Here is a 25,576-nt window from a genome sequence, read left to right as displayed (position 1 = left end):
TTAGGTTGACGTTTACGTCAACAGGAAGTAGTCTAATTTCATAAAATAAATAGGTTGACGTGCACGTTACCTTGTAGGTTTAAATAATTATGGAGTTCCTATGAAAGTTCTCGTACCAATAAAAAGAGTGATTGATTACAACGTAAAAGCACGCGTTAAAAGTGATAACAGCGACGTTGATTTAACCAACGTTAAAATGGCAATGAACCCGTTTTGTGAGATTGCTATAGAAGAAGCAATTCGCCTTAAAGAAGCCGGTACCGCCACTGAGGTGGTTGCCGTAACTATTGGTCCAAAAGCATCACAAGAACAATTACGCACAGCATTAGCATTGGGCGCTGACAAAGCCATTCACATCGAAAACGATGAAAAGCTCGAGTCACTTCATATTGCAAAACTACTCGCTAAAATTGTAGAGCAAGAAACGCCTGAACTTGTCATTTTAGGTAAGCAGTCAATTGACTCAGATAATAATCAAACAGGTCAAATGCTTGCTGCATTAACTAATCGCGGGCAGGGTACATTTGCATCAAAAGTAGTTATTGAAAATGGCAAAGTAAACGTAACACGCGAAGTTGATGGCGGGCTGCAAACGGTAGCACTTAATTTACCGGCAGTTGTTACAACTGATTTACGCTTAAATGAGCCTCGCTACGCATCACTGCCAAATATTATGAAAGCCAAACGTAAGCCGCTTGAAGTAATAGCAACAGATTCGCTTGGTGTTGATTTAACACCGCGTATGCAATTAATAAGTGTAGAAGAGCCAGCTAAACGCAACGCAGGAATTATTGTAGAAGACGTAGCGCAGCTTGTAGAAAAATTAAAAACAGAGGCAAAGGTGATTTAAATGAAAACACTCGTAATTGCAGAGCACGACAACGGTGCCTTAAAACCAGAAACCTCAAAAACTATTAACGCCGCAGTAAAAATGGGTTTTCCTATTGATGTACTAATTGCAGGTAACAACTTAAGCGCAATGAGCTCACAAGTGGCCAGCATTGATGGCGTAGCTAATGTTTTGGTTGCCGATAATGTCGTTTATGAACATCAGTTAGCTGAGAGCATGAGCGATTTAGTTTTATCACTTAGCGACAACTACAGCCACATTGTTGCAAGTGCTACTACAACGGGCAAAAACTTTATGCCACGTGTTGCCGCACTATTAGATGTTGCGCAAATTTCTGAAATTATCGCAGTAGTGGACGCCGATACATTTAAACGTCCAATTTACGCAGGTAATGCAATCGCCACGGTTAAATCACTCGACAGTAAAAAAGTAATTACCGTACGTGCCAGTAGCTTCGATTTACAAGGTGAGCAATCAGCTGTTGCTATAACAAGCATTGATACAGTATCAGATTCACAATTAAGCAGCTTTGTAAGTGTTGAGCAAACCGAATCAGAACGCCCTGAGCTTACAGCAGCTAGTGTGGTCATATCGGGTGGTCGCGGTATGCAAAACGGCGAAAACTTTGCATTACTTAATGGTATTGCCGATAAACTAGGTGCAGCTATTGGTGCATCGCGTGCAGCAGTTGATGCAGGCTTTGTACCTAACGACATGCAAGTAGGGCAAACAGGTAAAATTGTAGCACCTAACTTATATATTGCTGTAGGTATCAGCGGTGCTATTCAGCATTTAGCCGGTATGAAAGACTCAAAAGTAATCGTCGCGATAAATAAAGACCCAGACGCACCTATTTTTCAGGTAGCTGACTACGGTTTAGTGGCTGATTTGTTTGAAGTACTGCCACAGTTAGAGAGTGCTTTATAGCCTTTAAATAAACAAACTTATTCTGGTTGAAAGCCGTGGTGCTCTTTGAGTGCTGCGGCTTTTTTATTCGGTAGATTAAAGACACAAAAAAACCAGCCAATTGGCCGGTTTTTAGTATTTATAAACATCTTACTAAATATTAGTAAGTTGCGCTGCCTTTAGTACGAGGGAAGGCAATAACGTCACGTACGTTGCCCATACCTGTTACATAAGCAACTAAGCGTTCAAAGCCTAAACCAAAGCCTGAGTGCGGCACGCTACCGTATTTACGTAAATCGCGGTACCAGCTGTAATCTTCTTTGTTTAAGCCCATTTCTTCTAGGCGTGCATCAAGCACATCAAGGCGTTCTTCACGTTGTGAACCACCAATGATCTCACCAATACCTGGTGCTACAACGTCCATAGCGGCAACGGTTTTACCGTCTTCGTTTTGGCGCATGTAAAATGCTTTAATGTCACGAGGGTAGTTTTTAATAACTACCGGTGCTTTAAAGTGCTCTTCAGCTAAGTAACGCTCGTGCTCAGATTGTAAATCTACACCCCATTCAACAGCGTACTCAAACTTTTTGCCACAGTTTTTAAGGATTTCTACAGCGTCTGTGTAGTCAACTTGTGCAAAGTCTTTATCTACAAATTCTTCTAAACGCGTAATTGCGGTTTTTTCTACACGTTGTGCAAAAAATTCCATATCATCACGGCGCTCTTCAAGTACGGCTTTAAACACATACTTAAGCATGTTTTCAGCAAGTTTTGCTATGTCTTCTAAATCAGCAAATGCGACTTCTGGCTCTACCATCCAAAATTCTGCAAGGTGGCGAGATGTATTTGAATTCTCTGCACGGAATGTTGGGCCAAACGTGTAAATTTTTGACATTGCAGACGCGTAAGTTTCGCCATTTAACTGGCCAGATACAGTAAGGAATGCTTCTTTACCAAAGAAATCTTCGCTGTAATCAACTTCGCCTTTATCTGTAAGCGGTAAGTTTTGCATATCAAGCGTAGATACACGGAACATTTCGCCAGCGCCTTCACAGTCACTTGCTGTAATAATTGGCGTGCTGATCCAGTAAAAGCCTTGCTCGTGGTAAAAACGGTGAATAGCTTGTGCTAAACAGTTACGTACACGAGTTACCGCGCCAATCATATTTGTACGAGGGCGAAGGTGAGCGTGCTCACGTAAGTACTCAATGCTGTGGCGCTTTGCCGACATTGGGTATGAATCTGGGTTTTCTACCCAACCTAACACAGTCACTGAGTTAGCTTGAATTTCGTAAGATTGACCTTGGCCAGCAGATTGAACTAAAACACCAGTAACCGACACAGAACAACCGGCTGTTAAGCTAGTAACTTCATCATAATTATTCAGTGAATTAGGAACTACCGCTTGAATAGGATCAAAACACGAACCGTCATGAACGGCTAAAAATGAAATTCCTGCTTTTGAATCGCGGCGAGTACGGATCCAGCCCTTAATTGTTACTTGGCTGTCTACCGCAACATTGCCTTTTAATAGCTCTGAAATCGCTAAATGGCTCATCTTCACTCCAATGATATAAGTTGCCTAACTATTTTATTTTAACTGTGCGCAACACTCGGGCATAAATTGCACATAAACGGCGCTGCACTTGAACCATGTATCTTACCTAGTAAAGTTAAATAAAAAAACTATTGTGGGCAACTCTTTAAAAGTTTTTATGCATGCGGTTTATTTTTAAACAGTTTTTAGAGTTTAATTGCCACTATTATGATTTGTTGCTCTGAAATTTAATGATTTTGTGGCATTATTAACATCCAAACTAAATTAATATTTATTCACCCTTAAAAAATCGATGCTATGAAACAAGTTTTTATTTTACGAGGACTACCAGGAAGTGGTAAGTCTTACTACGCGCAAAGCCTTGCTGACGAATTAGGTGGAGCCGACGAAAGTCAGTATCTAATTTGCTCAACTGATGATTACTTTAATAATGAGCAGGGCGAATATCATTTTGATAAATTTAAGTTACCACAATTTCATAATTTAAATTTGGCGCGCTTTATAAATGCACTTGCTCAAGGCATTCCATTGGTGATTGTAGATAACACCAATATTAAAAAGTGGGAATTTATAGCTTACTCTCAAGCTGCCGTTGCTTTAGGTTATCAAGTAAAAGAAGTGATAGTGGGTGAAGTAAAAGACAAAGCTATGCAGCACCTATACGCTAAACGAAACTCACATAATGTGCCGCTAAAAACTATAAGCAAAATGGCCTACATGTTTGAGTGGTAGTGCTTCGAGTTTAGTTAGTAACATACATAGCAATACCTATTAAAAAGCCCATATATGGGCTTTTTTGGTTTATGTAAGTTACAAGGTAATTAAGCTTTTTGTTTATAAACCGCTAATGGGTGCGAGGTACTTAGTGATACATGCACTTCGTCGCCAGGGTTTACCACAACTTCATGGCTTACTCGGCTAGTTACAACCGTAGAGCACGCAAGTTTTACAGCGCACAAGCGGCTGCCACCTTCAAAACGTACCCAAATTACTTCGCCGTTATTGCCAACGCTGCTTTGTACAAGTAACACATCGTCTGGTCGAAGTAGTACATCAACGTCGCCACTTTCACAGTCAACGCCATGAGCGGGCGCATTACCAATTGAGGTAGTGGCTTGTCCTTGGCTAAATTGGCCGCTAATAAAGCTGGCTTCACCTAAAAAGCGTGCCACAAAGCGATTGTTTGGGGTACTAAAACAGCGCTCGGGTGAATCGATTTGCTGAATTTTGCCGTCTTTAAGCACACCAACGCGGTCGCCAACTGAGAGTGCTTCTTCTTGGTCGTGTGTTACCCAAATCGCCGGTACGCCAGCGGCTTTAAGTGCGTTTCTAATATCCCAACGAAGCATGTCTTTAAGGGCGGCATCTAAGTTTGAAAGCGGCTCATCAAGTAATACAAAGTCAGGTTGGTGGGCAAGGGTACGCGCAAGTGCAACGCGTTGCTTTTGTCCGCCAGAAAGCGTTGCTGGTTTTTTATCTCTAAAATCGCTCAACCCAAGTAGGTTTATCCAATACTCAGCAGGGGCTGTATCTTTTAATCTAAAGCAAATGTTTTGCTGTACGGTTAAGTGCGGAAATAACGCAAAATCTTGAAACACCATACCTACACTGCGTTTTTCAGGAGGTAGTGTTAATTTGGGAGTAGCGCGCCATTTCCCCGTGTTTATTTCGCCTTCGCTAATAGGTATAAGGCCAGCAAGGGCTTGTAAAATTGTACTTTTACCACAACCTGTTGGCCCTACAAGCATAAGGATTTCGTTTTCACCCAGCGAAAAGTTTAAATCGCTTACTACGCGGTTACTGCCATAATCTATAGACAACTGACTTACAGATAGCATTGTTTCTTAAATCCTTAATGTTCAAACTGGTTGCGTTTTTCGCCAGACATCATAATAGCTAACCCGCAGGCAGATATCACTACTAACAATAATCCAGGAATAGCGGCGCGACCAAAATAGCCCGCTTCGTATACACGCCATAAATAAGTAGAGAGGGTTTCAAACCCTGTAGGACCAAGTAGTAGCGTGGCTTCGAGTTCGCGCATTGACTCTAAAAACACCAGTGCTGCACCGGCAATAATACCACGCATTGTTAAAGGCAGTGTTATACGAGTAAATACTTCACGTGGGCTTGCCCCTAATACGCGCGCAGACTTTACTAAGCTTGGATCTAAGTGTTCGGTGCTTGTTCTAACAGAGCCTACAGCAAGTGGTAAAAATCGCAGCGTATAAGCAATAATAAGCAATCCCAGTGTTTGATATAAAAACGGCAACTGCAAACCACCGTAAACAAGCGCTGTGCCCATTACTATACCCGGAATACCAAAACCAAAGTAAGTAACACGCTCCATTATACGACCCGCTTTTCCACTCAGTGCGGCATGTGCAACGGGGATCGCAACGATAACGGCTACAATTGCCGCAATACCCGATGCATACGTAGAGTTCCATGCAATATTAAAATCAAATGAGCTAAAACCATCGCGAGCTAACCAAAGCGAAAATATAGCCAAAGGCAAGCCAATAGCGAGTAGTAAAACAGGTGCAAACGTAACAAACATCGCACTTAATTGTAATTTACTTGGAAATAAAATTAACGGGCGACCATGGCGCTCAGGTGCTGTTTTTATTTGTGATTCAACTAAAAGTAAAAAACCGACAATAACCATCAGCTGAAGTGAAAGCATTGCAGCGCGTCCTAATGCAAAGGCATTGTATTCAACGTAAATTACGCGAGTAAAGGTATCTAAGCGCATCATTGCGGGCGTACCAAAGTCAGATAACGTATAAAGCGCGACTAACAATGAGCCTGCTGCAATACCGTTAACTACGCGCGGTAATATAACTTTAAATATACTTTGCGTCATCGACATGCCCAGCGTACGCGCAGCGTTAACCATGCTTGCGTCAAGGCTCAGTAGGGATGAGCGAGTTGTCATCATTACAAACGGGAAGGTATAAAGTGTCATTACAATGGCGGCACCTGTTAGGCCATACATAGATGGTGTTTCTATTCCTGTTAAGGTGTTTATTTCGCCACCGGGGCCAAAAGCAGCATAAAGTGTAAATGCGCCAATATAACTGGGAATTGCCAGTGGGGCTGCAAATACAACCAGCCAGAGCTTTTTAAATGGTAAATGCACATACGCGCTAATAAACGCCAGTGGCACACCAATTAAAATAGATCCGAGTACCGTTAAACCCATTAACGATAACGTGTTACCTAAAATTTGCAGGTTGTGGGTGTCAAACACTGAGCTTGCATCGCTTGCAAGCACAATTAATACATAAACAGGGGTAAGCGCAACAAGCGCTGCAAGCAGCGCCATTGGATAAGAGGCAGGTATTTTCATTACAATACGCCGCTGCTTCGCATCAAATCTATAGTAGGGCGTAAATCAGCTAGCTGTGTTAAATCTACTTTAGGTGGAGAAATATTAGCAAGTGACGGTAAACCCTCAGGTTGGGTAATACCATTTACTAACGGAATTTCGTACGCTTCACTGGCTAAGTAACCTTGTACTTCTTTACTTAGTAAGTAACGCATAAAGTTAGTTGCAAGCGGATCGTCGTTAAGCGCTAATACACCCGATGCATTAACTAAACAGCCCGCATCATTTTGTGTAAATGCTAAATCTAGCTTGGCATCAGGCTTACCTGATTTTAAACGCAAAGTGTAATAGTGATTTGCAAAACCAATATCAACTTCACCGCGTTCAACGCCCATAACAACACCTAGCTCGCCGGCGTATGTTTTAGCACGTTTTTGAACCTTTTTAAGCCACTTAGCGGTTTTGTCATCGCCTTCTAAGATTCGCATTGCGGTTACAAACGATTGAAAAGAAGCGTAGGCGGGCGCCCAACCAATACTTAAATCGCTGTCGGCAATTTCCATAATACTTGTTGGAATTTGATCTTTAGTCAAACGCGACGTGTTATATGGCAATGTACGAATACGGCCAGTTACTGGTGCCCACTCTTTATATCTAAACTGTGGTTGTAACTGAGCAGATAAATCACCTGGGATAGGTTGTGCAAGGCCAGCATCGGTTACTAAACCAATTGCGCCTGAATCAACCGCCCAAAATAAATCAGCCCGGCGAACGCCAGCTTTAGCTTCTGCAACAATGGTATTTGCTAAAGCAGCAGTAGGACCTCGGCGTATACCGAGTTTAAAGTCTGGATTTTTTTTCTGGATTGCTTGTAATACGTTTTCATACAAACCACCTTCGCCTCGGCCTAAATAAAGCGTTAACTCGCCTTTAAGCTTTGGTAAATCGTCAACAGAAACAGGGTTTGCTATATCAGCGGCTAGCGCACGAGAAAAAGGCAGTGGCAATGAGCCAACCACCCCTAACGCGGCTAGGCCTTGAATAAAGGTCCTACGCTTCACTTAAAATACATCCTTACGAGCTTTTTCGGCTTTTTCTATTAAAACCTTAGCGCGGTCTAATTTTGTTTGCATGTCACTGATCACATCGCGTACTTCGTCTACGCTTTTGCTGTTTTTAATGGCCTGTGGCAGTGTTACGTTAAAGTCTTTTTCCAGCACTTCAACTAGTTTTGCATCTTGTTCAATAAGAGTACCTTCAACGCCTTCAAACAGGTGCAGATAAGTATCGTGAACAATTTCAGTTGCTTCATCTCGTAAACGCTCAGCAAATTTAGCTACTACACGGTCTAATTTGTGCTTAATTTCATCAATTGTGGCACTTTGTGTCATTTGAGTTGTAGCGGTTGCTTTTACTGTGTCTAACAAGCCTTTTTGCTGGAATTTTGCAGCAAGCTTAACAGCCCCAAGGCCTTGCCACAAGGCTATGTTCATCGCTTTTTGCTGTTTACGAACTTCCTCAGCAGGCTCTTTATTATCAATGGCCATTTTTACGCCATAAAGACCCTGCCAAATAGAGGCGTATACTGGTACAAAGTTAGTTTCTATTGCGCTGTGAAACTTAACTGATTCCCAATATTCAATTAAATCATCAGTTTTTACAGATTTTGCGCCTTTAGTATCGTAGTCGCTTACCATGGTATCAACTTTGCCTACCATCCATTCTACTTCTTCTGCGTAACTTTTAAGGTTAGCTTGAAGATGATTAACATGCTCGCCAATAGGGCCGTTAGCTAATACTGGTTGAGCCATAAACGCCGAGGCTAGTAAAAGGCTTGCACCTAAAGTTTTGGCTGGTTTAAATAGTAATTTCATAGCAAAGAAGTCCAAAAAGGTAATTGTAAATGATAGACATTATCATATAGCTAATGGTTAACGAGATCAATAACTACAAACTCGCTTAATAGATAAAAACACTAAATGTAGCGGTAGGTTACAGCAAATAGCGCTATAACCTGTATTAGGATTAGTTATTGAGACCGACTATTAAGCGTAATGTTTGCCTTTAATGGCATTATAAATGGCATCACACAGTGTTTTTATACTTGTGTCGTCACTTATATACGGTGGCATAAGGTAAATTAGTTTACCGAATGGGCGTATCCATACACCTTGCTCTACAAAATAAGCCTGAATTTTAGCAACATCAACATTGCCCGCAGCCTCGTTCAGTTCAACAACGCCTATTGCTCCTAAGGTACGCACATTGGCAACCGCATCTAGTTCACTGCATTTATTAAGTTGTTGTAGCTGGGTGTTTAGCTGCTTTATTCGTTGTTGCCAGTTTTTCTCAAGTAATAAATCAATACTTGCGCAGGCCGCTGCACAGGCAAGCGGGTTACCCATAAACGTAGGGCCGTGCATTAAAACACCGGCTTCACCTTCGCTTATGCCAATGGCTATTTTATCACTTGTTATAGTGGCCGATAGCGTCATTGAGCCGCCGGTTAATGCTTTACCAATACACATTATATCGGGCTCTATATTGGCGTGCTCTACAGCAAATAATTTACCTGTACGGCCAAAGCCTGTGGCAATTTCGTCGCAAATTAACAGTACGTTATATTGGGTGCATAATTTACGTACGCAGGCTAAATAATCAGGGTGATAAAAGTTCATACCCCCCGCGTTTTGTACTATTGGCTCAATGATAAAGGCGGCTACTTGGCTGTGGTTTGCTTTAAAGTATTCTTCAAGCTCTTGGGCTTCAGTTTGGTTAAACTCGCTCCCAAATTGACTAACCGGTGCAGGCACAAATACGTGTTCAGGTAAAAATCCTGAATACAAACTATGCATTGAGTTAACTGGGTCGCATACGCTCATGGCTGCAAAGGTGTCGCCATGGTAGCCCTTGTAAGGTGTCATTAATTTTTGTTTTGTTGTAATGCCTTGACTTAACCAATATTGCAGCGCCATTTTTATTGCTACTTCAACACTTACCGATCCGCTGTCGGCTAAAAACACTTTAGTTAAACTAGGCGGCGTTATATTTACTATTTTTTTGCACAGCTCTACTGCGCTGATATGCGTAATACCGCCAAACATAATGTGGCTCATACAGTTGATTTGCTCAATCATGGCGTTATTTATAACAGGGTGGTTATAGCCATGTATTGCGCTCCACCACGAGGCCATGCCATCGATTAATTGCTCGCCAGTTTCGAGGTGAATAATATTGTGATTAGCATGTGTAACGGGGTATACCGGAATTGGCTTGGTCATAGACGTATATGGATGCCAAATGTGCTCACGATCAAAATCAAGGTCAATCGTATTCTTTTTAATCATATGTAAACTTTAACTTGGTTGGCTTCGTTGACAATGGTACTTCAACTCGTAGACTAAGCCAATATCACCGTTATGAAAAAAATAAGAGAGTATTATGGAACTTGCACCTGTTCGTCACGATTGGACCCACGCTGAAGTTAAAGCATTATTTGAAATGCCATTTAACGATTTACTTTTTAAAGCCGCATCGGTTCACCGTGCTAACTTCAACCCAAATGAAGTGCAAATTTCTACGTTGTTATCAATTAAAACAGGCGCTTGCCCAGAAGACTGTAAGTACTGTCCGCAGTCGGGGCATTACCGAACAGATTTAGAACGCGAACGCTTAATAGAAGTAGAAAAAGTAGTAGAGCAAGCACGCCTTGCAAAACAAAAAGGCGCTACCCGTTTTTGTATGGGGGCTGCATGGTCAGATCCAAAAGACAGAGACATGCCATACATTTCGCAAATGGTTAAAGAAGTAAAAGAGCTAGGGTTAGAAACCTGTATGACGCTGGGTAAACTCACAAACGAAAAAGCGCATGAACTTAGAGATGCAGGGCTTGATTACTATAATCATAACCTTGACACGTCACCTGAGTATTACGAGCAAATTATATCAACTCGTACTTTTCAAGATAGATTAAATACCATTGACCACGTACGCGATGCCGGTATGAAAGTATGCTCAGGCGGAATAGTCGGTATGGGTGAGCAAGCAAGCGACCGTTTTGGACTACTTATGCAACTAGCTAATTTGCCACAACAACCAGAAAGTGTGCCTATTAATATGCTCGTTAAAGTAAAAGGCACTCCGCTTGAAAACGTAGACGATTTAGATCACTTTGAATTTATACGTACCATAGCAACAGCGCGCATTATGATGCCACATAGCTATGTGCGTTTATCGGCAGGGCGAAACGCCATGAACGAGCAAATGCAATCGATGTGCTTTTTTGCAGGCGCTAACTCAATATTTTATGGCGATAAGCTACTTACCACCGAAAACCCAGATGCTGATGCCGATATGAACCTAATTAAAAAATTAGGTATGAACCCAGAAAAGCGTCACGACTATTCAGATGAAGCAGTAGAAGCCTCGCTTTCATCGCAAGTAGCCGATAAAGCAACCTCTGAATTGTTTTACGAAGCGTAGGCTTTTATATCTATGCCTTTTGATTTTATAAATACGCATCTGCAGGCTCGCCTGCAAGATGCGTTACTTCGTAAACGCCACGTAGTACAACATGCAACAGCGCGCACCATAACGGTTAATAATAAAACCTACCTTAACTTTGCCAGTAACGACTACTTAGGCTTTGGTGATGAGGCTGTTAACCTTAATGACTCCCACGCATTAGGGAGTCACAGCTCAGCATTGGTTACAGGTTATCAGGCGCAGCAAAAAGCGCTTGAACAATATTTATGCGAGCAGTTCGGTTATGGCGCTGCTATGTTATTTAACTCAGGGTTTAGCGCTAATAGCAGCGTAATTAAAGCGTTGTTTCAAGATAAAGCGGCTGCACAAAACAGCGCTATTTTTCAAGATAAGTTAAATCATGCAAGTTTGATTGACGGGGCTATGCACTCAAACGCGGCATTAGTGCGTTTTAATCACAATGATATGAACCATTTACGTTCACGGCTCGAAAAATCAAAAGCGCAAAACAAGCTAATTATAAGCGAAGGTGTGTTTTCGATGGATGGCGATACCGCTCCTCTTAAAGAATTACTCGCACTTGCAAAACAGCACAACGCATGGCTAATGATTGACGACGCACACGGCTTTGGTGCATTAGGTAGAACCGGTTTGGGTAGTTGCGAAGCGTTTATTACTCAAACGCTGCCAGATATATTAGTTATTACCTTTGGTAAAGCAGTGGCTAGTAGTGGCGCGTGTGTATTAGGCAGTAAACAGTTTATTGATTACATGCTGCAATTTAATCGCGATTACACGTATTCAACTGCTATGTCGCCGCTTATGGCAAGCCACACACTTGCGCGTATTAAAAGCATAAAAACAGCTGATGATAAACGCGATAAGCTAAATGCCAATATTGCGTTATTTAAGCAACTCGCTAAAACCCATAATATTGCAGTAATGAAATCAAACACAGCCATACAGCCCATTGTATTAGGCTGCGCTGAGCAAACGTTGCAAGCGGCAGATAAACTTAAACAACAAGGTATTTGGCTTACCGCTATCCGTCCGCCCACGGTGGCACATAACACCTCACGTTTACGCATTACTTTAACCGCTGCACATTCCGAGCACGACATAACGCACTTAGTTAAGCATTTAGTAGGTGCAATAGCATGACTGCTCAGCCAGTATTAAAAACAGAGCTAGTGCAAACACAACTTGTAAAACCGTGCCTAGTGGGTAGCGATTCAAATAGAGAGTTAAACAAGGATTTAAGCAAGGAGCTAAATAAGGAGCTAAATAAGGAGCTTAAAAAGTCTACACAAAGTAAATTTTCAAAGGCGGCAGCGCGTTATAACACTCATGCAAATGTACAAAAACACGCAGCGAGCGATCTATTTGCGCAAATAAAACCAGGCATTAATAAAAATAAGCTTTGTGTTGATTTAGGCGCAGGCCCGCTTGTTAATACACAACGCTTACAAAGTATGTTTGCAAGCGTTATTGCCATGGATTTGAGCTTAAACATGCTGCAAAGTAGTGATTTAACCACACCCAAAATATGCGCCGATATGGATAACTTACCGCTACAAGCAAACAGTGTTGATGTTATTTACAGTAACTTTGCAGTGCAGTGGTCTGCTAATTTTTCGGCTTTAATGCAATCACTTTACAACATATTAAAACCAGGCGGGCGGGCGTACATAAGCACTGTGGTAGAGGGCTCACTTAACGAAATAAAAACAGCCTTTGCCGCGCTTGATTCAAACAGCCACATAAATACCTTTAATAGTGAATTGCATATAAACCAATCAGTCCAAAATACAGGGTTTATTATTAACAGCGCTAAAAAACGTATTTACACCGATGAATACACAACACCTTTAAAAGCTATTGCCTCTATTAAGGCTATTGGGGCTACCACGCAAAATCATACCAATACGCGTCAAGGGCTACTTACTAAATCGGCGCTACAAAAAGTATGCAGTGCGTATCCGCTTATAAATAATAAAGCATGTGTGTCTTATCATGTGGTGCTGTTATCATTACAAAAACATTAAATAAGCCCAAAGGCATTAAAGGCAACGCATGAAAGAATTTTTTATAACAGGCACCGACACCGATGCCGGAAAAACCCACGTTACCAGTTTGCTATTAAAGTTACTTGCCCAACATAAAAAACAAGCTATTGGCTTTAAGCCCCTTGCTGCTGGCTGCGAAATGGCGTTCGATCAACTAGTAAACACCGATGCCCTTATACTAATGGAAAGCGCAACAGTGAGCGCTAAATACGACGTAGTAAATCCGTTTGCGTTTGCACCCCCTATTGCGCCGCACATAGCTGCTGAGCAAGTTGGAGTTAGTATTACTATTGATAAACTAAGTGATGCTTATAAAAACGTAAAACAAAAGGGCGCTAATTACATACTTACTGAAGGCGCTGGTGGCTGGGCATTACCAATTAATAAAAACGATTATTTGTACGACTGGGTTAAAGCAGAGCAACTGCCGGTAATACTCGTTGTTGGCATGAAGCTAGGTTGCTTAAATCATGCATTACTAACCGCTGCGCATATGCAAAGTATGGGAATAAGCTGCGTTGGCTGGATTGCAAACCAAGTCGATAAAAACATGGACGAATACCAAGCAAATCTTGATTCACTTAAAGCACGTTTGCCGTTTCCAATACTTGCTATAAGCCCATACAGCGAGCAAACTCCTAAGTTACAAATATACAAAGGCTTGCTTAGTGAGTTATCTATAAACACTTAAGTGGTTTTAAAAAAAAGTTACTTTTTTAGGTAAATCTTGAAATAGTCAGCCTTAGTACACATATAAATGTTTATAAATACATAGCTTGCTTAAAGACAATGTTACTAAGGATATAACGACTATATGACGCCCCCATTTATTGAAAACTACGCCCCTGATGCGCACGTAAGCGCTGAGCCAAAAGCACTAAACTATGGCTTACCTAAAAAACGCGTAGGTATAATAGGTGGAGGCACAGCTGGCGCCACAATAGCCATTAGACTTGCTGCGTTAGGGTTAGAGACTTATGTGCTTGAAAAGAAAAAGTCGTTAATTGATGGCCCTCCAATGTGCCATTTGCATGCAGGTGGCAACTTATATCGTGAAATACCCGACGAAGACTGCATAGATTTACTCAAGCAATGTATAGATATTGCTCGCCTTTATCCTCACACCATAGATGTTCGCCCCACAGTATTTGCAGTGCCTAAGCGCGATGACGACTCACCGGAAGATTTATTTCCGCGTTTAAATAAATTAGTAAAAGCCTACAGCGAGCTTGTAGAGCAAGACAGTGCTAATAAAGTGTTAGGCGAGCCAGAGCATTATTATCAGTTATATAGTTATGATCAAATGCTAAAGCTTGCTAAGCAAAAACAAGTAGCCAAGCCCACGTCGTTAGATGAGTGGATGATACCCGTGGCTAAGCATTTAGATTTAGAGAAGCTAAAGTTTCCGCTAATTGTTGCACAAGAATATGGCTGGAATATTTTTCGTTTATCGGCCAGTGCACAACTCGCTCTTGCACAGTACAAACACGCTCACGTTTTAACAAGCACCAGTGTTAAAAATGTATCGCCAGTTATAAATACCAATAAAGATAAGCAAACACATAAGTGGTGCATTGAATACCAATCAGAGCCAAGCCTTGATGAACAATCTGATACACAAACCATTGAGGTAGATTACCTAATTAATGCGTGTGGTTTTCAAACCGGTATTATTGACGACCTGGTTGGTGTAGATGTAAAACGCATGGTTGAATTTAAAGCCTCTTACATTACTCATTGGCAAGGTGCTGGTGGGCAAATACCCGAAATTATTATTTATGGTAACCGTGGCACGCCAGAGGGCATGGCGCAACTAACGCCTTACCCTAACGGGTATTTTCAAATACATGGCATGACTAACAACATTACATTGTTTAATGATGGGTTAGCTGATGCAACGCCAATGAGCGCACAACCTAAACTTCCCAATAAGTACCTTCATTATATTAAAGATGGTTGGGACAAAGCAGCATTGCAAACACGTACCCAAACAGCAATTGATTATGTAGCCGAGTTTGTCCCTGCGTTTAAAACTGCTAGCACACAAAATAATGCCTTGTATGGCGGGCAACAAATTCCAGGTGATGACGACACCTTGCGCGTAGCCGATGTAAGCTTATATTCGCATATTAGTTACGCACGGGCCGAAAATGTAAAAGCATCGTCAACGTTAATAGCGGCAGATCAAATAGTGGGTGAGTTTATAAAATTAGGAATAATAAGTAGCGATCCTGCTGTAAATCATCACCGTAGTACCCATCAATGGTCGTACCTTAAACATAATAGCGGCGACAAAATTAACGAAGTTGCACGCATATTGGCACACGAGCGTGGTTTTCCGATTGATATGGCAAAGCTTAATAACAGCTTGTAATAAGCTGACTTATAGAGAAGCTTTAGTCTTAAATTTGCTGTAAAACCCTTCTTAAAAAAATTATCAATAAACACATAAATAACACTTGTGTTATGACATAGTTTGTCACAGAATAGCGCTAACGTTATGACATAGTGTGTCATAGCGCAGTGATTGCTTTAACCTAATTTAATTTTATGTTCGGTGATCAAACCTATTTTTGTGAGGACAATATGAAACGTATATTTTTGTTTTTATTAACTAACCTAGCGGTTATGTTGGTATTAGGTGTAGTGCTTTCAATAATAATCAGTGCGCTGGGCTTAAGCCATCGTAGCCTAGGCGGAATTTTACTTATAGCCACAGTATTTGGTTTTGGTGGATCGTTTATTTCGTTATTTATGTCGAAATGGATCGCTAAAAAATCAACAGGTGCGCATGTGATTACGCAGCCTCGAAACGAAACCGAACATTGGCTTGTACAAACGGTATCTGCGCAAGCACAAAAAGCAGGTATTAAAATGCCAGAAGTGGCTATTTACGACAGCCCAGAAATGAACGCGTTTGCTACGGGCCCAAGTAAAAACAACTCGTTAGTGGCAGTAAGCACAGGCTTAATGCACAACATGACCAAAGATCAGGCCGAAGCCGTACTTGCCCACGAAGTATCGCACGTGGCTAACGGCGACATGGTAACGCTTACGCTAATACAAGGCGTGGTAAACACCTTTGTAATATTTGCCGCAAAAGTACTGGCAGGCATTGTAGATAACTTTATTAATAGCGATGAAGAAGAGGGCGGTAGTAGCTGGACATACTTCTTATTCGATATGTTATTCCAAGTATTATTTGGTGTACTAGCAAGCATAGTGGTTGCAAGTTACAGCCGTAAACGTGAGTTTGCAGCCGACAGCGGCGCAGCAAAACTAGTTGGTGCTGATAAAATGCGTTCCGCCCTTGAGCGATTAAAGCAAAACCATCCTTCGCAATTAGAAGGCTCAATGATGGCCTTTGGTATTGCAAGTGGTAAAGGCGTTGCTGAGTTGTTTTCATCGCACCCACCGCTTGATGCGCGAATAGACGCACTACGCAAGTAACTATGTAAGTTAGTAAATATTCTAAGCCAGCTTAACCGCTGGCTTTTTTATGTTTACGTTAAAATGCTAAAATCGCACGCACTGTATTTATATACAGTTATTTGTATTGCGTTATAAAATCGTTACTTTTTTAAGCTAGCACAAAAAAACTTAATCGCTAATGTAAGCCAAATTAACACTAAAAATGAAAACGATGCATTGTATGTTGCATGCATAGGGCAGGTAAAAAAAGAATCAAACTTCACCTTTAAAAATATAAAGTTTAAGGTCGACTTTTTAACTGATCAAAACGCACTAGTCGATACGCTATCAATAACCGACGAAGACTTAATAATACTTCCTAATGACTCTACAAACTTTAGGATAAGAGGTATTGCGCAAAAACAAGCGGCCAGTTATAACAATTGCCAAGTAACAATAACCGATGCCTGGGCTTATAAATAAGCTATAAATCACTTACAAATTAATTATTAGCAGTTAGCTAAACCACTCGCTTTTTTGTATGTAATATTAGTTATTGACTTGCAAGCCACTAAATCCAAAATTTATATAAGCCATTTTCCTAGAGCGATTAAGAATATGGATGATTTATTACTTAAGTAATCGTTTATACACTCCTTGTAACTTGCAAGTGAGGGATCGAAAATGAGCTTGATTGATGAAAGTACAAAGGATTTTGGAAGCATGAGCGTGTTGCTTCACAGCGTAGGAACTGATTGCTACCACATTGAGTGGAATAGCAGAATGACCGGAGCCTCAATAAGCTTAATTCGTGTTAAAAAAAACGAATACATAGTTGTGCGAAAATGGGCTACCGCCCACAATATAGATGACGTATCAGCAGAGTTTGATCAGGCTAACCAAGCACTAATTCATTTTTTAAATAATGTAGATGTGATTAAAAGTAAAAACGAAAGTATTGTTGCAGCTAAAGAGCATTGCATAAACTTATTTACCTCAGCTGAGGGCTTAAAACCAATTAGCCATCCGAGCTTACCTACGCCACGCTTACAAGAAGCCATAGGCAAAGAAGTCATTGTAAAATCAAGTTTAGGCAACTACCTAATATCAAAAGGAATGCTATTACAGCTATTAGGTAATCAAGCCGAGATCCAAGTTAATCCCGACCACCTTGACGAAGGCCAATTAAGGCAAAAATTTTATACCAAACAAGTTCATGTTTGCTAGTTAATTGCGCTATCAAAACTCAAAGGCAGCTTTACTTTAATGGTAAAGCCATTTTGTTTAAACACCTTAAAAGTTCCGCCTAATGCTGTAGTTCGCTCCTCTATAAACGCTAAACCGTAGTGACCTGAGTTATCTGTTGGGGTTACTAAAGTCCCGTTATCGCTAATTGTTAACTCAATAAATTCGTCGCTGTTTATTATATTTATAACCAGTTTGCTAGCATTGCTGTGCTTCATACAATTGGTTACTGCTTCTTGGCAAATTCGGTAAATAGCTATTTCGTGATCTTTTGAAAGGCTATTATCTAACTTAAATTGTGGCTGATACTTAATATTTTCCTTGTGCAGTAAGCTTTTTAGTCGCCCTTGTGTTATTGCCTTTTCTAAACCGAGTTCATCTAACTCACGCGGGCGAAGATAATGCATTAATTGATAAACAGAGTCATACATCGAATTAGCATTGTTTTTTAATGTAGTCACAAACGATTGGGTATCATCGTTACTAAGGTGCGACAAAATAGCTAAATCTGTTTTTAATGCCGTTAGGTTTTGCCCTAATTCGTCATGCAACTCTTGCGAAAGATGCTTTCGCTCGTTTTCTTGAACCGACACCATTTTGGCAGCCAGCGCCGTGTTTTGAATTAGCTGCTCTTTAAGCTCTTTATTGGTTTGCTTTAACTCGTTGTTTTTACGTTTAAGCTCAGTAATTGCAGCGCCTAAAACCATACTGGTAATTGCGTTTGCTAAAATAAATAACTGGCTAATGTAGGTATTGCTAGGCTCGTGCGTAATGCTAGCTTCAACAATTATTAACGCGTTAATTAGCGCTGCACTGCTTACAGCGCCTAACGAGCCATACTTATACGAAAACCAAATTATAGGTAATAACGATGCAAGCCTTAATAGCGGGTAGGTGTCTGGGCGAACCGCATAGACAAAAAATACAATTAATATAAAACACACTAAAGTGGCTACTAGGCCAAATAACTTAGTGAGCCTGACTGTGTTAAAACTGTATTTAGAATCGTAAATTAACATAATAAAAGGGGCAATTAACAACGAACCAGTAATATCGCCCAAGCACATGTTTAACTGATATTGCAGTAGCTCTTTTGCAACCAATACATTTGTAAATTCAAACGCACTGGCAAACAAAAACCACTTTATAGATGTACTCGCAACACAAAGCAGTATTAACGAAAGTATACCTAGGCTGTCGTTAATGCTTGGCGGCCAACGGCTATTTTTAAACACACAAACAAGCGCTATAAAGCAAAGCTCCTGCCAAAAGCCATGAAATAAATCAAACTCCCAAACCCCACTGTATGTTAAGCCAAGCTGTGCAGCTAAAGCGCGCGAGACAACCCATAAGGTGAGCCAATAGCGTGTTGGAGTGAGTAAGTAAAACGCAATTTTTACGCCTGCGGGAATAAATATCGCGCTGCTTTCGGGTACGGTTTCAAGGTTTTGGCTAACCCAAAAAGCGGCGAGTGAAGCAATAAAGTAAATTAGCCCCACCAATAACTGTTTAGCTACCTCTTTGTATGCGGTAGTAAAACTAACATTATATAAAGAAGAAACGTTAGGTAAGTTCATCTAACTGTATTACTCCCGCATCAATTGCAATTTTTAGCAGTTCAAACGAGGTAGTAACATTAAGTTTGCTGTATATGTTTGCTTTGTGTACATGTGCTGTTTTAGGCATTATTTCGAGTATTTGCGCAACTTGTTTAGCGTTTAACCCCTTAGAAAATAACGGAAGGGCTTCAAGCTCTCTGTTAGTAAGCACCGTTAATGCTAAATTTTCGCTACTCATCGAAAAATTTACGTCTTCGCTAATGTATCTTTTACCTAAAGCGACCGCTTTAACTGCATCTATTAGCTCATCAGAGGCAGAACGTTTAGACACATAACCCAAAGCACCTAATCGCAAAGCATTGCTTACATAAGGTTCGTGGTCGTGCATGGAGGCAACAATACTTTTAATATGCGGGAAAGACCCTTCAAGGTACGATAAAAAAGAAAGGCCGGTTTCAGTCCCGTTAAGCGATATATCAACAATAAATATATCAGGTTGTTCAAGCTCTACAGCCAGCTTGGCTTCTGTTACGCTGCAGGCTTCAATAATTACTTTCCAATCTGGTTGTAACTCTAAAAGCTTTTTAAAGCTGTCTCTTACTAATTGATGATCTTCTATGATGCCAATGAGCATTTAAATCTCCTTTTATGCTTACAATACAGCGGGGCGGGTAACTAATTACCTAAAACGTTTTAAATGGGTTACCTCGCTTAAAAGCAAGGTAACAAAACCAGTGGTTCTAAATTGGTAATTAGTTGCTGGTGGAGATTACAACTAAGATCTTTTTACAGCAGCTTATTATTACTGAGAAAGAATAATCTCAGTAATTCCTTCGGCAGATAGTATTTCAATCCAGTAGCCGTCAGGGTCTTTAATAAATGCTAAGCCTTTCATTGAGCCATCATCTGGTTTTTTTACAAACTCAACATCGTATTTTGCAAAGCGCTCACAGGCTTCGTAAACATCCGGTACACTAATACCAATATGGCCAAAGCCTTTTGGTTCTTGGTTACCACTGTGGTATCCCTCAAAGCTGTCGTCGCTTTCAGTGCCCCAGTTATGGGTAAGCTCAATTAGCGCAGGGCGACGAAACACCCATTCTGCTTTAGTTTTATCATCACCTTGTGGCAATTCTTGCTCGTAGCCTAAAAAGTAAAGCGTAAACTTCATACCAGGAAAATCATACTTACCTAACAGCTTCATACCTAATACATTTTGGTAAAATTCAAGCGACGGCTTTGGATCTTTAATACGTAACATAGTTTGTTGCATAACAAAGCCCTGAGTGGCCTGTTCAACTTGTTCTGGAGATTCGTTATAGTTAGACATGGTGATCCTTACTGAAAATTATAAAAAAGGGTGTAAGTATTACGTGCTCCATCATAATCAACCCCCACTTAAATTAAAACCATTCTTGGTAATTCAACGCGTTATAATTGGCTTTAAATTACTTGCACAGTATTTGCAAAGCGTATAATTAAAACTAATGGGCTGTTAAACATCTCTTGTGCATATTATTAACACAAACTAGGACGTTTTTTTGAAAACACTTTTACCTTTACTAAGTCTAATATTACAGGCTTTTTTATTACTCGCACTCACGAGTTTTTTTAGTGGGTTTTATAATGCGTATACAGTATTTGCTGGTGGCGATCCTAAGTTAATCGCGGGGCATATTTCATCAGCCATTGTTGTATCACTTATACAAATTATTCCTGCTTTAATTGGGCTTTTTATAAATACGTACGTGCTAAATAGTAGGTTAAACATAAACAGCTCAGCCATGTTTATAAATATTTCAAAATTTTATGCCTACCTGTGGATTTTATTTATTCCACTTGGTACGTTTTTAGGTATTAAGCAATTAATTAGATTAAAAAATGTAAGTAAATAACGAGCACTTACAAAAAAGGAGCCATTATGTTTTACGATGATATTCAGGGGTTATTACGTGTACTTACAATAGGCGTACTGGGTTATATTGCACTGGTGTTTTGGCTGCGCGTATCGGGTAAACGTACGCTTTCAAAGTGGAACGTGTTCGACTTTATAGTCACCATTGCGCTGGGCTCTATATTAGCGTCGGTGGTTATTTCAAAAAGTGTACCGCTGTTTGAGGGCATACTTGCCTTTGTAGTATTAATTGGGCTGCAATATGTTATCACATGGCTTAGTGTGCGCTCGTCAAAATTTGCAGCGCTTATAAAAGCAGAGCCCACGCTTTTACTGAGTGATGGTGAATACTGCACGGCTGCACTTAAATCGCAGCGCGTAACAAAATCAGAAATTCGCGCTGCTATTCGTGGTGCTGGTATATTAGCCATTGAAGATGTAGCCGCCGTAGTGCTAGAAACCGACGGCAGTTTTAGTGTACTTAAGCAAAATAACAGCGGGTTAAGCGATGTAAGCGGGCATTAAATTAATACGCTAATAGTTATATTAACTAAGGCAGGTATATTACCTGCCTTATTTTGTATTGAAGGTTATTTTTATTTAGCGTGCTGCTCTAATAAACTAAAGGTAGGTAAGCGCCATTTAAAGCGTATTGATGCCATACGTATTAAATAGCCTGCAACAAGGCTTACAATAATGCTGATGTTGTCATCAATATTATAATGGTGCAGCGCTAAGTATAAACAGGCAACAAGTAACGATACACTCGCGTATAGCTCGTTATGTAATACAAGCGGCGCTTGGCGGCATATTAAATCACGCAGTAACCCACCAAATACGCCAGTAACAACCGCAGCCACTACACAAATTCCATAATGCAGCCCCATATTTAGCCCCACTTGGCAGCCAATAATACTAAAGGCAGCTAAACCCAGGGCGTCTAGGCGCATAAATATGCCTTTAAATTTAACTACCCATTTAGCCAGCCACGTAGTGACAATACCTGCAATACAGGTAATTAATAAATACTCTGGGTGTTGTACCCACGTAAGCGGGTAATTGCCTAGTAATATATCTCGTACGCTACCACCGCCAATTGCCGTGGCGCTGGCTACTAGCACTACGCCAAACCAATCCATTTTCATTCGTCCTGCGCTAAGTGCGCCGGTCATGGCTTCTGCGGTAATACCAATAATATAAACAACGGTTAGTAACATGAGATAATCACTTAAAATACGTGCGTAAAAATAAGGTGTGGATTGTATAGATAAATTAAGTAAATAACGAATGAAAAATCGTACTAAAAAAGGTTAATTTAGATAGAAATAACTAATGACAAAACCTAGTGTAAACAAGCTGTTAAGTTGGTAGGTGAGTGCGTAATGGTTGATGTGAATTAAAGGACATTTGACCGCAAATTATAAATAAAATAAGTTGAGTTTTAGTTGTTTTTAGCACGTTTATTTTGAGTTTATTTTATTAGGTAAAGCGTAAAAATTAACGCAACATGAATATTTGGTTGCATGGTTTTAATTTAGGAACGTATAATAAAAAGTGTTAACTAAATGGAATTTGCGTAAAACGCAGCTTAAGCAGGGCAGGTGGATATATGAACAAAGGATTGTTAAAGTCGTGGAAAACCGACAAAGGTTTTGGTTTTATTAAATCAGACACCCTAGAACACGACACATTTATACACATATCAGCGCTCAAACACATGAGCCGCAAGCCTAAAGTTGGCGACACCATTTATTTTGAAGTTGCAACGCAGCCCGACGGTAAAACCAAAGCAGTTAACTGCCGCATAGAAGGCGTTACAGAGCTTAAAGCCCCTTACCAAAAACACAATCAACAGCCGCATCGCATTGCTAAATCTAACTTTGCCAGTAGCTTTTTAGGTAAAGTTGCTTCAATTAGCATTATCGTCGTGCTTGGCTTTATCGCAGTAAATAAATACAACCATTATAAAACTAACGAGAAATTTAATAACCATACTCACGTTATTACCAACGCCGATTTAGCCACCTTTGATGCGCAATACCCGAAAATAGTGATACCAAAAAACACCCATAATTTTACGTGTGATGGTAGGCAGCACTGCAGCCAAATGACTTCACGAGCAGAGGCTGTATTTTTTATTAATAACTGCCCAAATACAAAAATGGATGGCGATAGAGATGGTAACCCTTGTGAGAGAGATACAAGGTTTAAAAATGAATGGTAATTTTATAAATCGTTTAGTTAAAGGTTTGGGTGAATAAAAAAAGAATTAATTAATGGCTGTGTATAAATACAGCCATGTAATTTTTGTCCCATAAAATTATTAAAAGTCGTTTTGGGGTTAAATTACAAAGGCATTGAATAACTCTTGTAGCTAGTTGTTACTAGTAGAGTTGTTTTGTGTGAATATCGAACAACGTAGTATACGCCGTTTTGGTGTGTTATCCCCCCCAAAGTGGGGTTCAATAAGCTGTTAGGTGGTGAATGTTTGTAACCTATTAACTACTGTTACCAAATTACATGGAGGTAACATATTAAATCAATAATTAGAGATAAGTGATATGAGTGTGTTTTTTACTGAAAATAAATTAAGTGATTATGATCAAACTCCATTATACGGGCTTAATAATGAATATGATAAGTTACTAAAATTTTGTCAGTTAGTGTGGTCAAATGATTGGGAACATAAAAGGGAACTATATAAATTTAATCCAACAATTATGCTCTATGGCTCTCCTGGAACTGGAAAAACAACGCTGTTAAAAAATGTATCTCTTGGCTTGCAGTGTGATGATTTTAAATATTTCAGCTTAAGTTTGGAACTTTTATTAGATAAAGATTTGGGTAAGTCATCACAGCAATTAAAATTATTTTTTGAACAAGTTGAAGAGTCATCTGAGAATGAAGAAAAAGTCTTTCTTCACTTTGATGATGTAGATGCTGTTCTTTGTTCACGATATATAAGTAATGAGTCATCAGGGGTTAAAAGACTTGTTAATACATTTATAAAAGAAATTGACAGAATTCAATCTAAAAAATATAAATTTACGCCCATCATCACTACGACAACAAACATGTTTTCATTGATAGATACAGCCGTTAAAAGGCGATTTTCTATCAAATTACCCATAGAGAATAATATTAATGTGGAAGATTTTAAATGTTGGTTAAAGCCAATATTTTCTGATTTGGAAATTGTGGGAAATATAGATTATGTTGAATTACATGAAATAGTTAATGAGAAAAACCTCACGGCATATGACGTCTGTTTGGTTATGCAAAATATATTGTTGGAAAAGCTCGTTGGTGTGAATATAGATCAAAAATTTGTTAAGTCATCTTTTAAGCTTTCTGATTCGTCAAAGTTGGATTTTGAAGAGCATAAAAGTAAGCTAAGTGCGCTAAAATAGGGTAAATATGAAAAAGAAAATGAGTTCAGCTCGAAAAGCCGCAGAGTCTACTCTTAAACACGAAGATTTAGTTGATGCTATCGAAAAGTTAGGGAAATCTAAAGGTTTGGATGTCGAAGCAACTGAGGGTAATGACAAGAGGGGAGATGTTCGAGTAAGTAAAAAAGATTTTGAAAAACTAATGGTAATTATGTCTGATAAATTAGAAGAAAAGAATAAGTGAGTAAATAATGGCTAATGAAGATGATTTTATAGAAATAAAAGTTCATCGAGAAGGAGTTGGGACAACGACTGCAAGAAAAATAGTAAAACAGAAAGCTAAAGCTGTTGTATCAGGGCATAAAATCACACGCGGAGCTAAAGCAATCTTTGATGATAATCAAATAGTTTATTTCGAAAATGTTGAAGCTGAAGATTTAGATGTTGATTGGGAAGAGGAATGAAAAATGGAAATAGACTTTTATGAAAACTTTGATTGTAAAAAATCGGTTAGAGTAGGTAAAAAGCTTTGGCATGATATTTTGCAAATAGAATATCTTGACCAAATAAATGATGTGGAGGATATTATCCCTGAAGGCCATGATGGTGAAGGAGAAAAGATCGAGAGGATACATTTAGAGGAAATCAGAAATCAATTAATAAATGGTTTTTCTAAATTATTAACGAAATACTCTAAGAAAAGTCGTGATGAAACTAACATTAAAGATCTTTCTACCATTCTAGAGATATTAATCTCGATAAACACCACTTCAATTACTCATATGAAGTTTGATATATAAAAAACCACCTAACAAGTCGCTAAAGTCGGACACGGAGGGCGTTCAGAATTCTGTGTCAGCCTAAATTGCTAAATATCTAGCA

28 protein-coding genes are annotated in these 25,576 nt (G+C 39.8%); 18 read left to right on the top strand and 10 right to left on the bottom strand.

Going from position 1 to position 25,576, the window contains the following annotated elements:
* The first annotated feature begins 100 nt into the window (after window positions 1-100).
* Window positions 101-850: an electron transfer flavoprotein subunit beta/FixA family protein gene (locus GQR53_RS15390; RefSeq protein WP_165744421.1), complete on the top strand. Its 750-nt coding sequence runs from the start codon at window positions 101-103 to the stop codon at window positions 848-850.
* Window positions 851-1,777: an FAD-binding protein gene (locus GQR53_RS15385; RefSeq protein ID WP_165744420.1), complete on the top strand. Its 927-nt coding sequence runs from the start codon at window positions 851-853 to the stop codon at window positions 1,775-1,777. It abuts the gene before it with no gap.
* Window positions 1,778-1,916: 139 nt separating this feature from the next.
* Here GQR53_RS15385 and asnS read toward each other — a convergent pair whose 3' ends face one another.
* Window positions 1,917-3,314: an asparagine--tRNA ligase gene (asnS, locus tag GQR53_RS15380; protein ID WP_024596826.1), complete on the bottom strand. Its 1,398-nt coding sequence runs from the start codon at window positions 3,312-3,314 to the stop codon at window positions 1,917-1,919.
* A 297-nt stretch (window positions 3,315-3,611) separates the two neighbouring features.
* Here asnS and GQR53_RS15375 point away from each other — a divergent pair, with 297 nt between their 5' ends.
* Window positions 3,612-4,046 carry an ATP-binding protein gene (locus GQR53_RS15375; protein ID WP_002961231.1) on the top strand — a complete coding sequence of 145 codons (435 nt, stop codon included), beginning with the start codon at window positions 3,612-3,614 and terminating at the stop codon, window positions 4,044-4,046.
* A gap of 89 nt (window positions 4,047-4,135) precedes the next feature.
* Here the strand turns inward: GQR53_RS15375 and GQR53_RS15370 are convergent, their stop codons facing one another.
* The 5 genes from GQR53_RS15370 to bioA form a co-directional block, all read right to left on the bottom strand.
* Complete coding sequence (locus tag GQR53_RS15370) at window positions 4,136-5,152, bottom strand: ABC transporter ATP-binding protein (protein ID WP_165744419.1); 1,017 nt, start codon at window positions 5,150-5,152, stop codon at window positions 4,136-4,138.
* Between the two features lie 14 nt (window positions 5,153-5,166).
* Complete coding sequence (locus tag GQR53_RS15365; protein ID WP_165744418.1) at window positions 5,167-6,666, bottom strand: iron ABC transporter permease; 1,500 nt, start codon at window positions 6,664-6,666, stop codon at window positions 5,167-5,169.
* Window positions 6,666-7,706, bottom strand: coding sequence for an extracellular solute-binding protein (locus tag GQR53_RS15360; RefSeq protein WP_165744417.1), 1,041 nt, complete (start codon window positions 7,704-7,706; stop codon window positions 6,666-6,668). Before GQR53_RS15360 ends, GQR53_RS15365 begins: the two co-directional genes overlap by 1 nt.
* Window positions 7,707-8,519, bottom strand: a complete 813-nt coding sequence (locus tag GQR53_RS15355) for a hypothetical protein (RefSeq protein ID WP_002961238.1) — start codon at window positions 8,517-8,519, stop codon at window positions 7,707-7,709.
* 171 nt (window positions 8,520-8,690) lie between these two features.
* Window positions 8,691-9,992, bottom strand: a complete 1,302-nt coding sequence (bioA, locus tag GQR53_RS15350) for an adenosylmethionine--8-amino-7-oxononanoate transaminase (RefSeq protein WP_165744416.1) — start codon at window positions 9,990-9,992, stop codon at window positions 8,691-8,693.
* Window positions 9,993-10,086: 94 nt separating this feature from the next.
* Here bioA and bioB point away from each other — a divergent pair, with 94 nt between their 5' ends.
* The 8 genes from bioB to GQR53_RS15310 all read left to right on the top strand — a co-directional run bounded on the left by bioB (window position 10,087) and on the right by GQR53_RS15310 (window position 17,834).
* On the top strand, window positions 10,087-11,127 hold the full coding sequence (gene bioB / locus GQR53_RS15345; protein WP_002961242.1) for a biotin synthase BioB: 1,041 nt from the start codon (window positions 10,087-10,089) through the stop codon (window positions 11,125-11,127).
* A gap of 12 nt (window positions 11,128-11,139) precedes the next feature.
* On the top strand, window positions 11,140-12,291 hold the full coding sequence (locus GQR53_RS15340) for an 8-amino-7-oxononanoate synthase (RefSeq protein ID WP_165744415.1): 1,152 nt from the start codon (window positions 11,140-11,142) through the stop codon (window positions 12,289-12,291).
* Window positions 12,288-13,175, top strand: a complete 888-nt coding sequence (locus GQR53_RS15335) for a methyltransferase domain-containing protein (protein WP_165744414.1) — start codon at window positions 12,288-12,290, stop codon at window positions 13,173-13,175. Before GQR53_RS15340 ends, GQR53_RS15335 begins: the two co-directional genes overlap by 4 nt.
* Window positions 13,176-13,203: 28 nt before the next feature.
* The gene (bioD, locus tag GQR53_RS15330; RefSeq protein ID WP_165744413.1) at window positions 13,204-13,887 is read left to right on the top strand and encodes a dethiobiotin synthase; all 684 of its coding nucleotides are present in this window, start codon (window positions 13,204-13,206) and stop codon (window positions 13,885-13,887) included.
* 123 nt (window positions 13,888-14,010) lie between these two features.
* Window positions 14,011-15,570 carry an FAD-dependent oxidoreductase gene (locus GQR53_RS15325; RefSeq protein WP_165744412.1) on the top strand — a complete coding sequence of 520 codons (1,560 nt, stop codon included), beginning with the start codon at window positions 14,011-14,013 and terminating at the stop codon, window positions 15,568-15,570.
* Window positions 15,571-15,782: 212 nt separating this feature from the next.
* The gene (gene htpX / locus GQR53_RS15320) at window positions 15,783-16,646 is read left to right on the top strand and encodes a protease HtpX (protein WP_165744411.1); all 864 of its coding nucleotides are present in this window, start codon (window positions 15,783-15,785) and stop codon (window positions 16,644-16,646) included.
* Between the two features lie 198 nt (window positions 16,647-16,844).
* Complete coding sequence (locus tag GQR53_RS15315) at window positions 16,845-17,090, top strand: hypothetical protein (RefSeq protein WP_231619989.1); 246 nt, start codon at window positions 16,845-16,847, stop codon at window positions 17,088-17,090.
* Window positions 17,091-17,291: 201 nt separating this feature from the next.
* Complete coding sequence (locus GQR53_RS15310; RefSeq protein WP_165744410.1) at window positions 17,292-17,834, top strand: hypothetical protein; 543 nt, start codon at window positions 17,292-17,294, stop codon at window positions 17,832-17,834.
* On the opposite strand, the gene GQR53_RS15305 is transcribed toward GQR53_RS15310, so the two are convergent.
* The 3 genes from GQR53_RS15305 to gloA form a co-directional block, all read right to left on the bottom strand.
* Window positions 17,831-19,429, bottom strand: coding sequence for an MASE1 domain-containing protein (locus GQR53_RS15305; RefSeq protein ID WP_165744409.1), 1,599 nt, complete (start codon window positions 19,427-19,429; stop codon window positions 17,831-17,833). The genes GQR53_RS15310 and GQR53_RS15305 overlap by 4 nt on opposite strands.
* Window positions 19,416-20,045, bottom strand: coding sequence for a response regulator transcription factor (locus GQR53_RS15300; RefSeq protein WP_101163978.1), 630 nt, complete (start codon window positions 20,043-20,045; stop codon window positions 19,416-19,418). Before GQR53_RS15300 ends, GQR53_RS15305 begins: the two co-directional genes overlap by 14 nt.
* Before the next feature lie 168 nt (window positions 20,046-20,213).
* Window positions 20,214-20,741, bottom strand: coding sequence for a lactoylglutathione lyase (gloA, locus tag GQR53_RS15295; protein ID WP_024589304.1), 528 nt, complete (start codon window positions 20,739-20,741; stop codon window positions 20,214-20,216).
* A gap of 211 nt (window positions 20,742-20,952) precedes the next feature.
* On the opposite strand from gloA, the gene GQR53_RS15290 reads away from it, so the two are divergent.
* On the top strand, window positions 20,953-21,306 hold the full coding sequence (locus tag GQR53_RS15290) for a hypothetical protein (protein ID WP_165744408.1): 354 nt from the start codon (window positions 20,953-20,955) through the stop codon (window positions 21,304-21,306).
* 26 nt (window positions 21,307-21,332) lie between these two features.
* On the top strand, window positions 21,333-21,830 hold the full coding sequence (locus GQR53_RS15285) for a YetF domain-containing protein (RefSeq protein ID WP_165744407.1): 498 nt from the start codon (window positions 21,333-21,335) through the stop codon (window positions 21,828-21,830).
* A gap of 71 nt (window positions 21,831-21,901) precedes the next feature.
* On the opposite strand, the gene GQR53_RS15280 is transcribed toward GQR53_RS15285, so the two are convergent.
* Window positions 21,902-22,522 (bottom strand): trimeric intracellular cation channel family protein, encoded by a 621-nt coding sequence (locus GQR53_RS15280; protein WP_007586765.1) that lies wholly within the window; start codon window positions 22,520-22,522, stop codon window positions 21,902-21,904.
* 392 nt (window positions 22,523-22,914) lie between these two features.
* Here GQR53_RS15280 and GQR53_RS15275 point away from each other — a divergent pair, with 392 nt between their 5' ends.
* The 5 genes from GQR53_RS15275 to GQR53_RS15255 all read left to right on the top strand — a co-directional run bounded on the left by GQR53_RS15275 (window position 22,915) and on the right by GQR53_RS15255 (window position 25,494).
* Window positions 22,915-23,529 (top strand): cold shock domain-containing protein, encoded by a 615-nt coding sequence (locus GQR53_RS15275; RefSeq protein ID WP_165744406.1) that lies wholly within the window; start codon window positions 22,915-22,917, stop codon window positions 23,527-23,529.
* A 337-nt stretch (window positions 23,530-23,866) separates the two neighbouring features.
* Window positions 23,867-24,715 (top strand): ATP-binding protein, encoded by an 849-nt coding sequence (locus tag GQR53_RS15270; protein WP_165744405.1) that lies wholly within the window; start codon window positions 23,867-23,869, stop codon window positions 24,713-24,715.
* A 7-nt stretch (window positions 24,716-24,722) separates the two neighbouring features.
* Window positions 24,723-24,938, top strand: a complete 216-nt coding sequence (locus tag GQR53_RS15265) for a hypothetical protein (protein ID WP_165744404.1) — start codon at window positions 24,723-24,725, stop codon at window positions 24,936-24,938.
* A gap of 7 nt (window positions 24,939-24,945) precedes the next feature.
* Window positions 24,946-25,158 (top strand): hypothetical protein, encoded by a 213-nt coding sequence (locus GQR53_RS15260; RefSeq protein ID WP_165744403.1) that lies wholly within the window; start codon window positions 24,946-24,948, stop codon window positions 25,156-25,158.
* Window positions 25,159-25,161: 3 nt separating this feature from the next.
* Window positions 25,162-25,494 carry a hypothetical protein gene (locus GQR53_RS15255; protein ID WP_165744402.1) on the top strand — a complete coding sequence of 111 codons (333 nt, stop codon included), beginning with the start codon at window positions 25,162-25,164 and terminating at the stop codon, window positions 25,492-25,494.
* Window positions 25,495-25,576: the final 82 nt, after the last annotated feature.

Origin of the sequence: Pseudoalteromonas sp. Z9A6, from assembly GCF_011378805.1 — a bacterium.
Lineage (GTDB): Bacteria > Pseudomonadota > Gammaproteobacteria > Enterobacterales > Alteromonadaceae > Pseudoalteromonas > Pseudoalteromonas distincta.
This window is presented reverse-complemented; position numbering and strand designations above follow the sequence as displayed.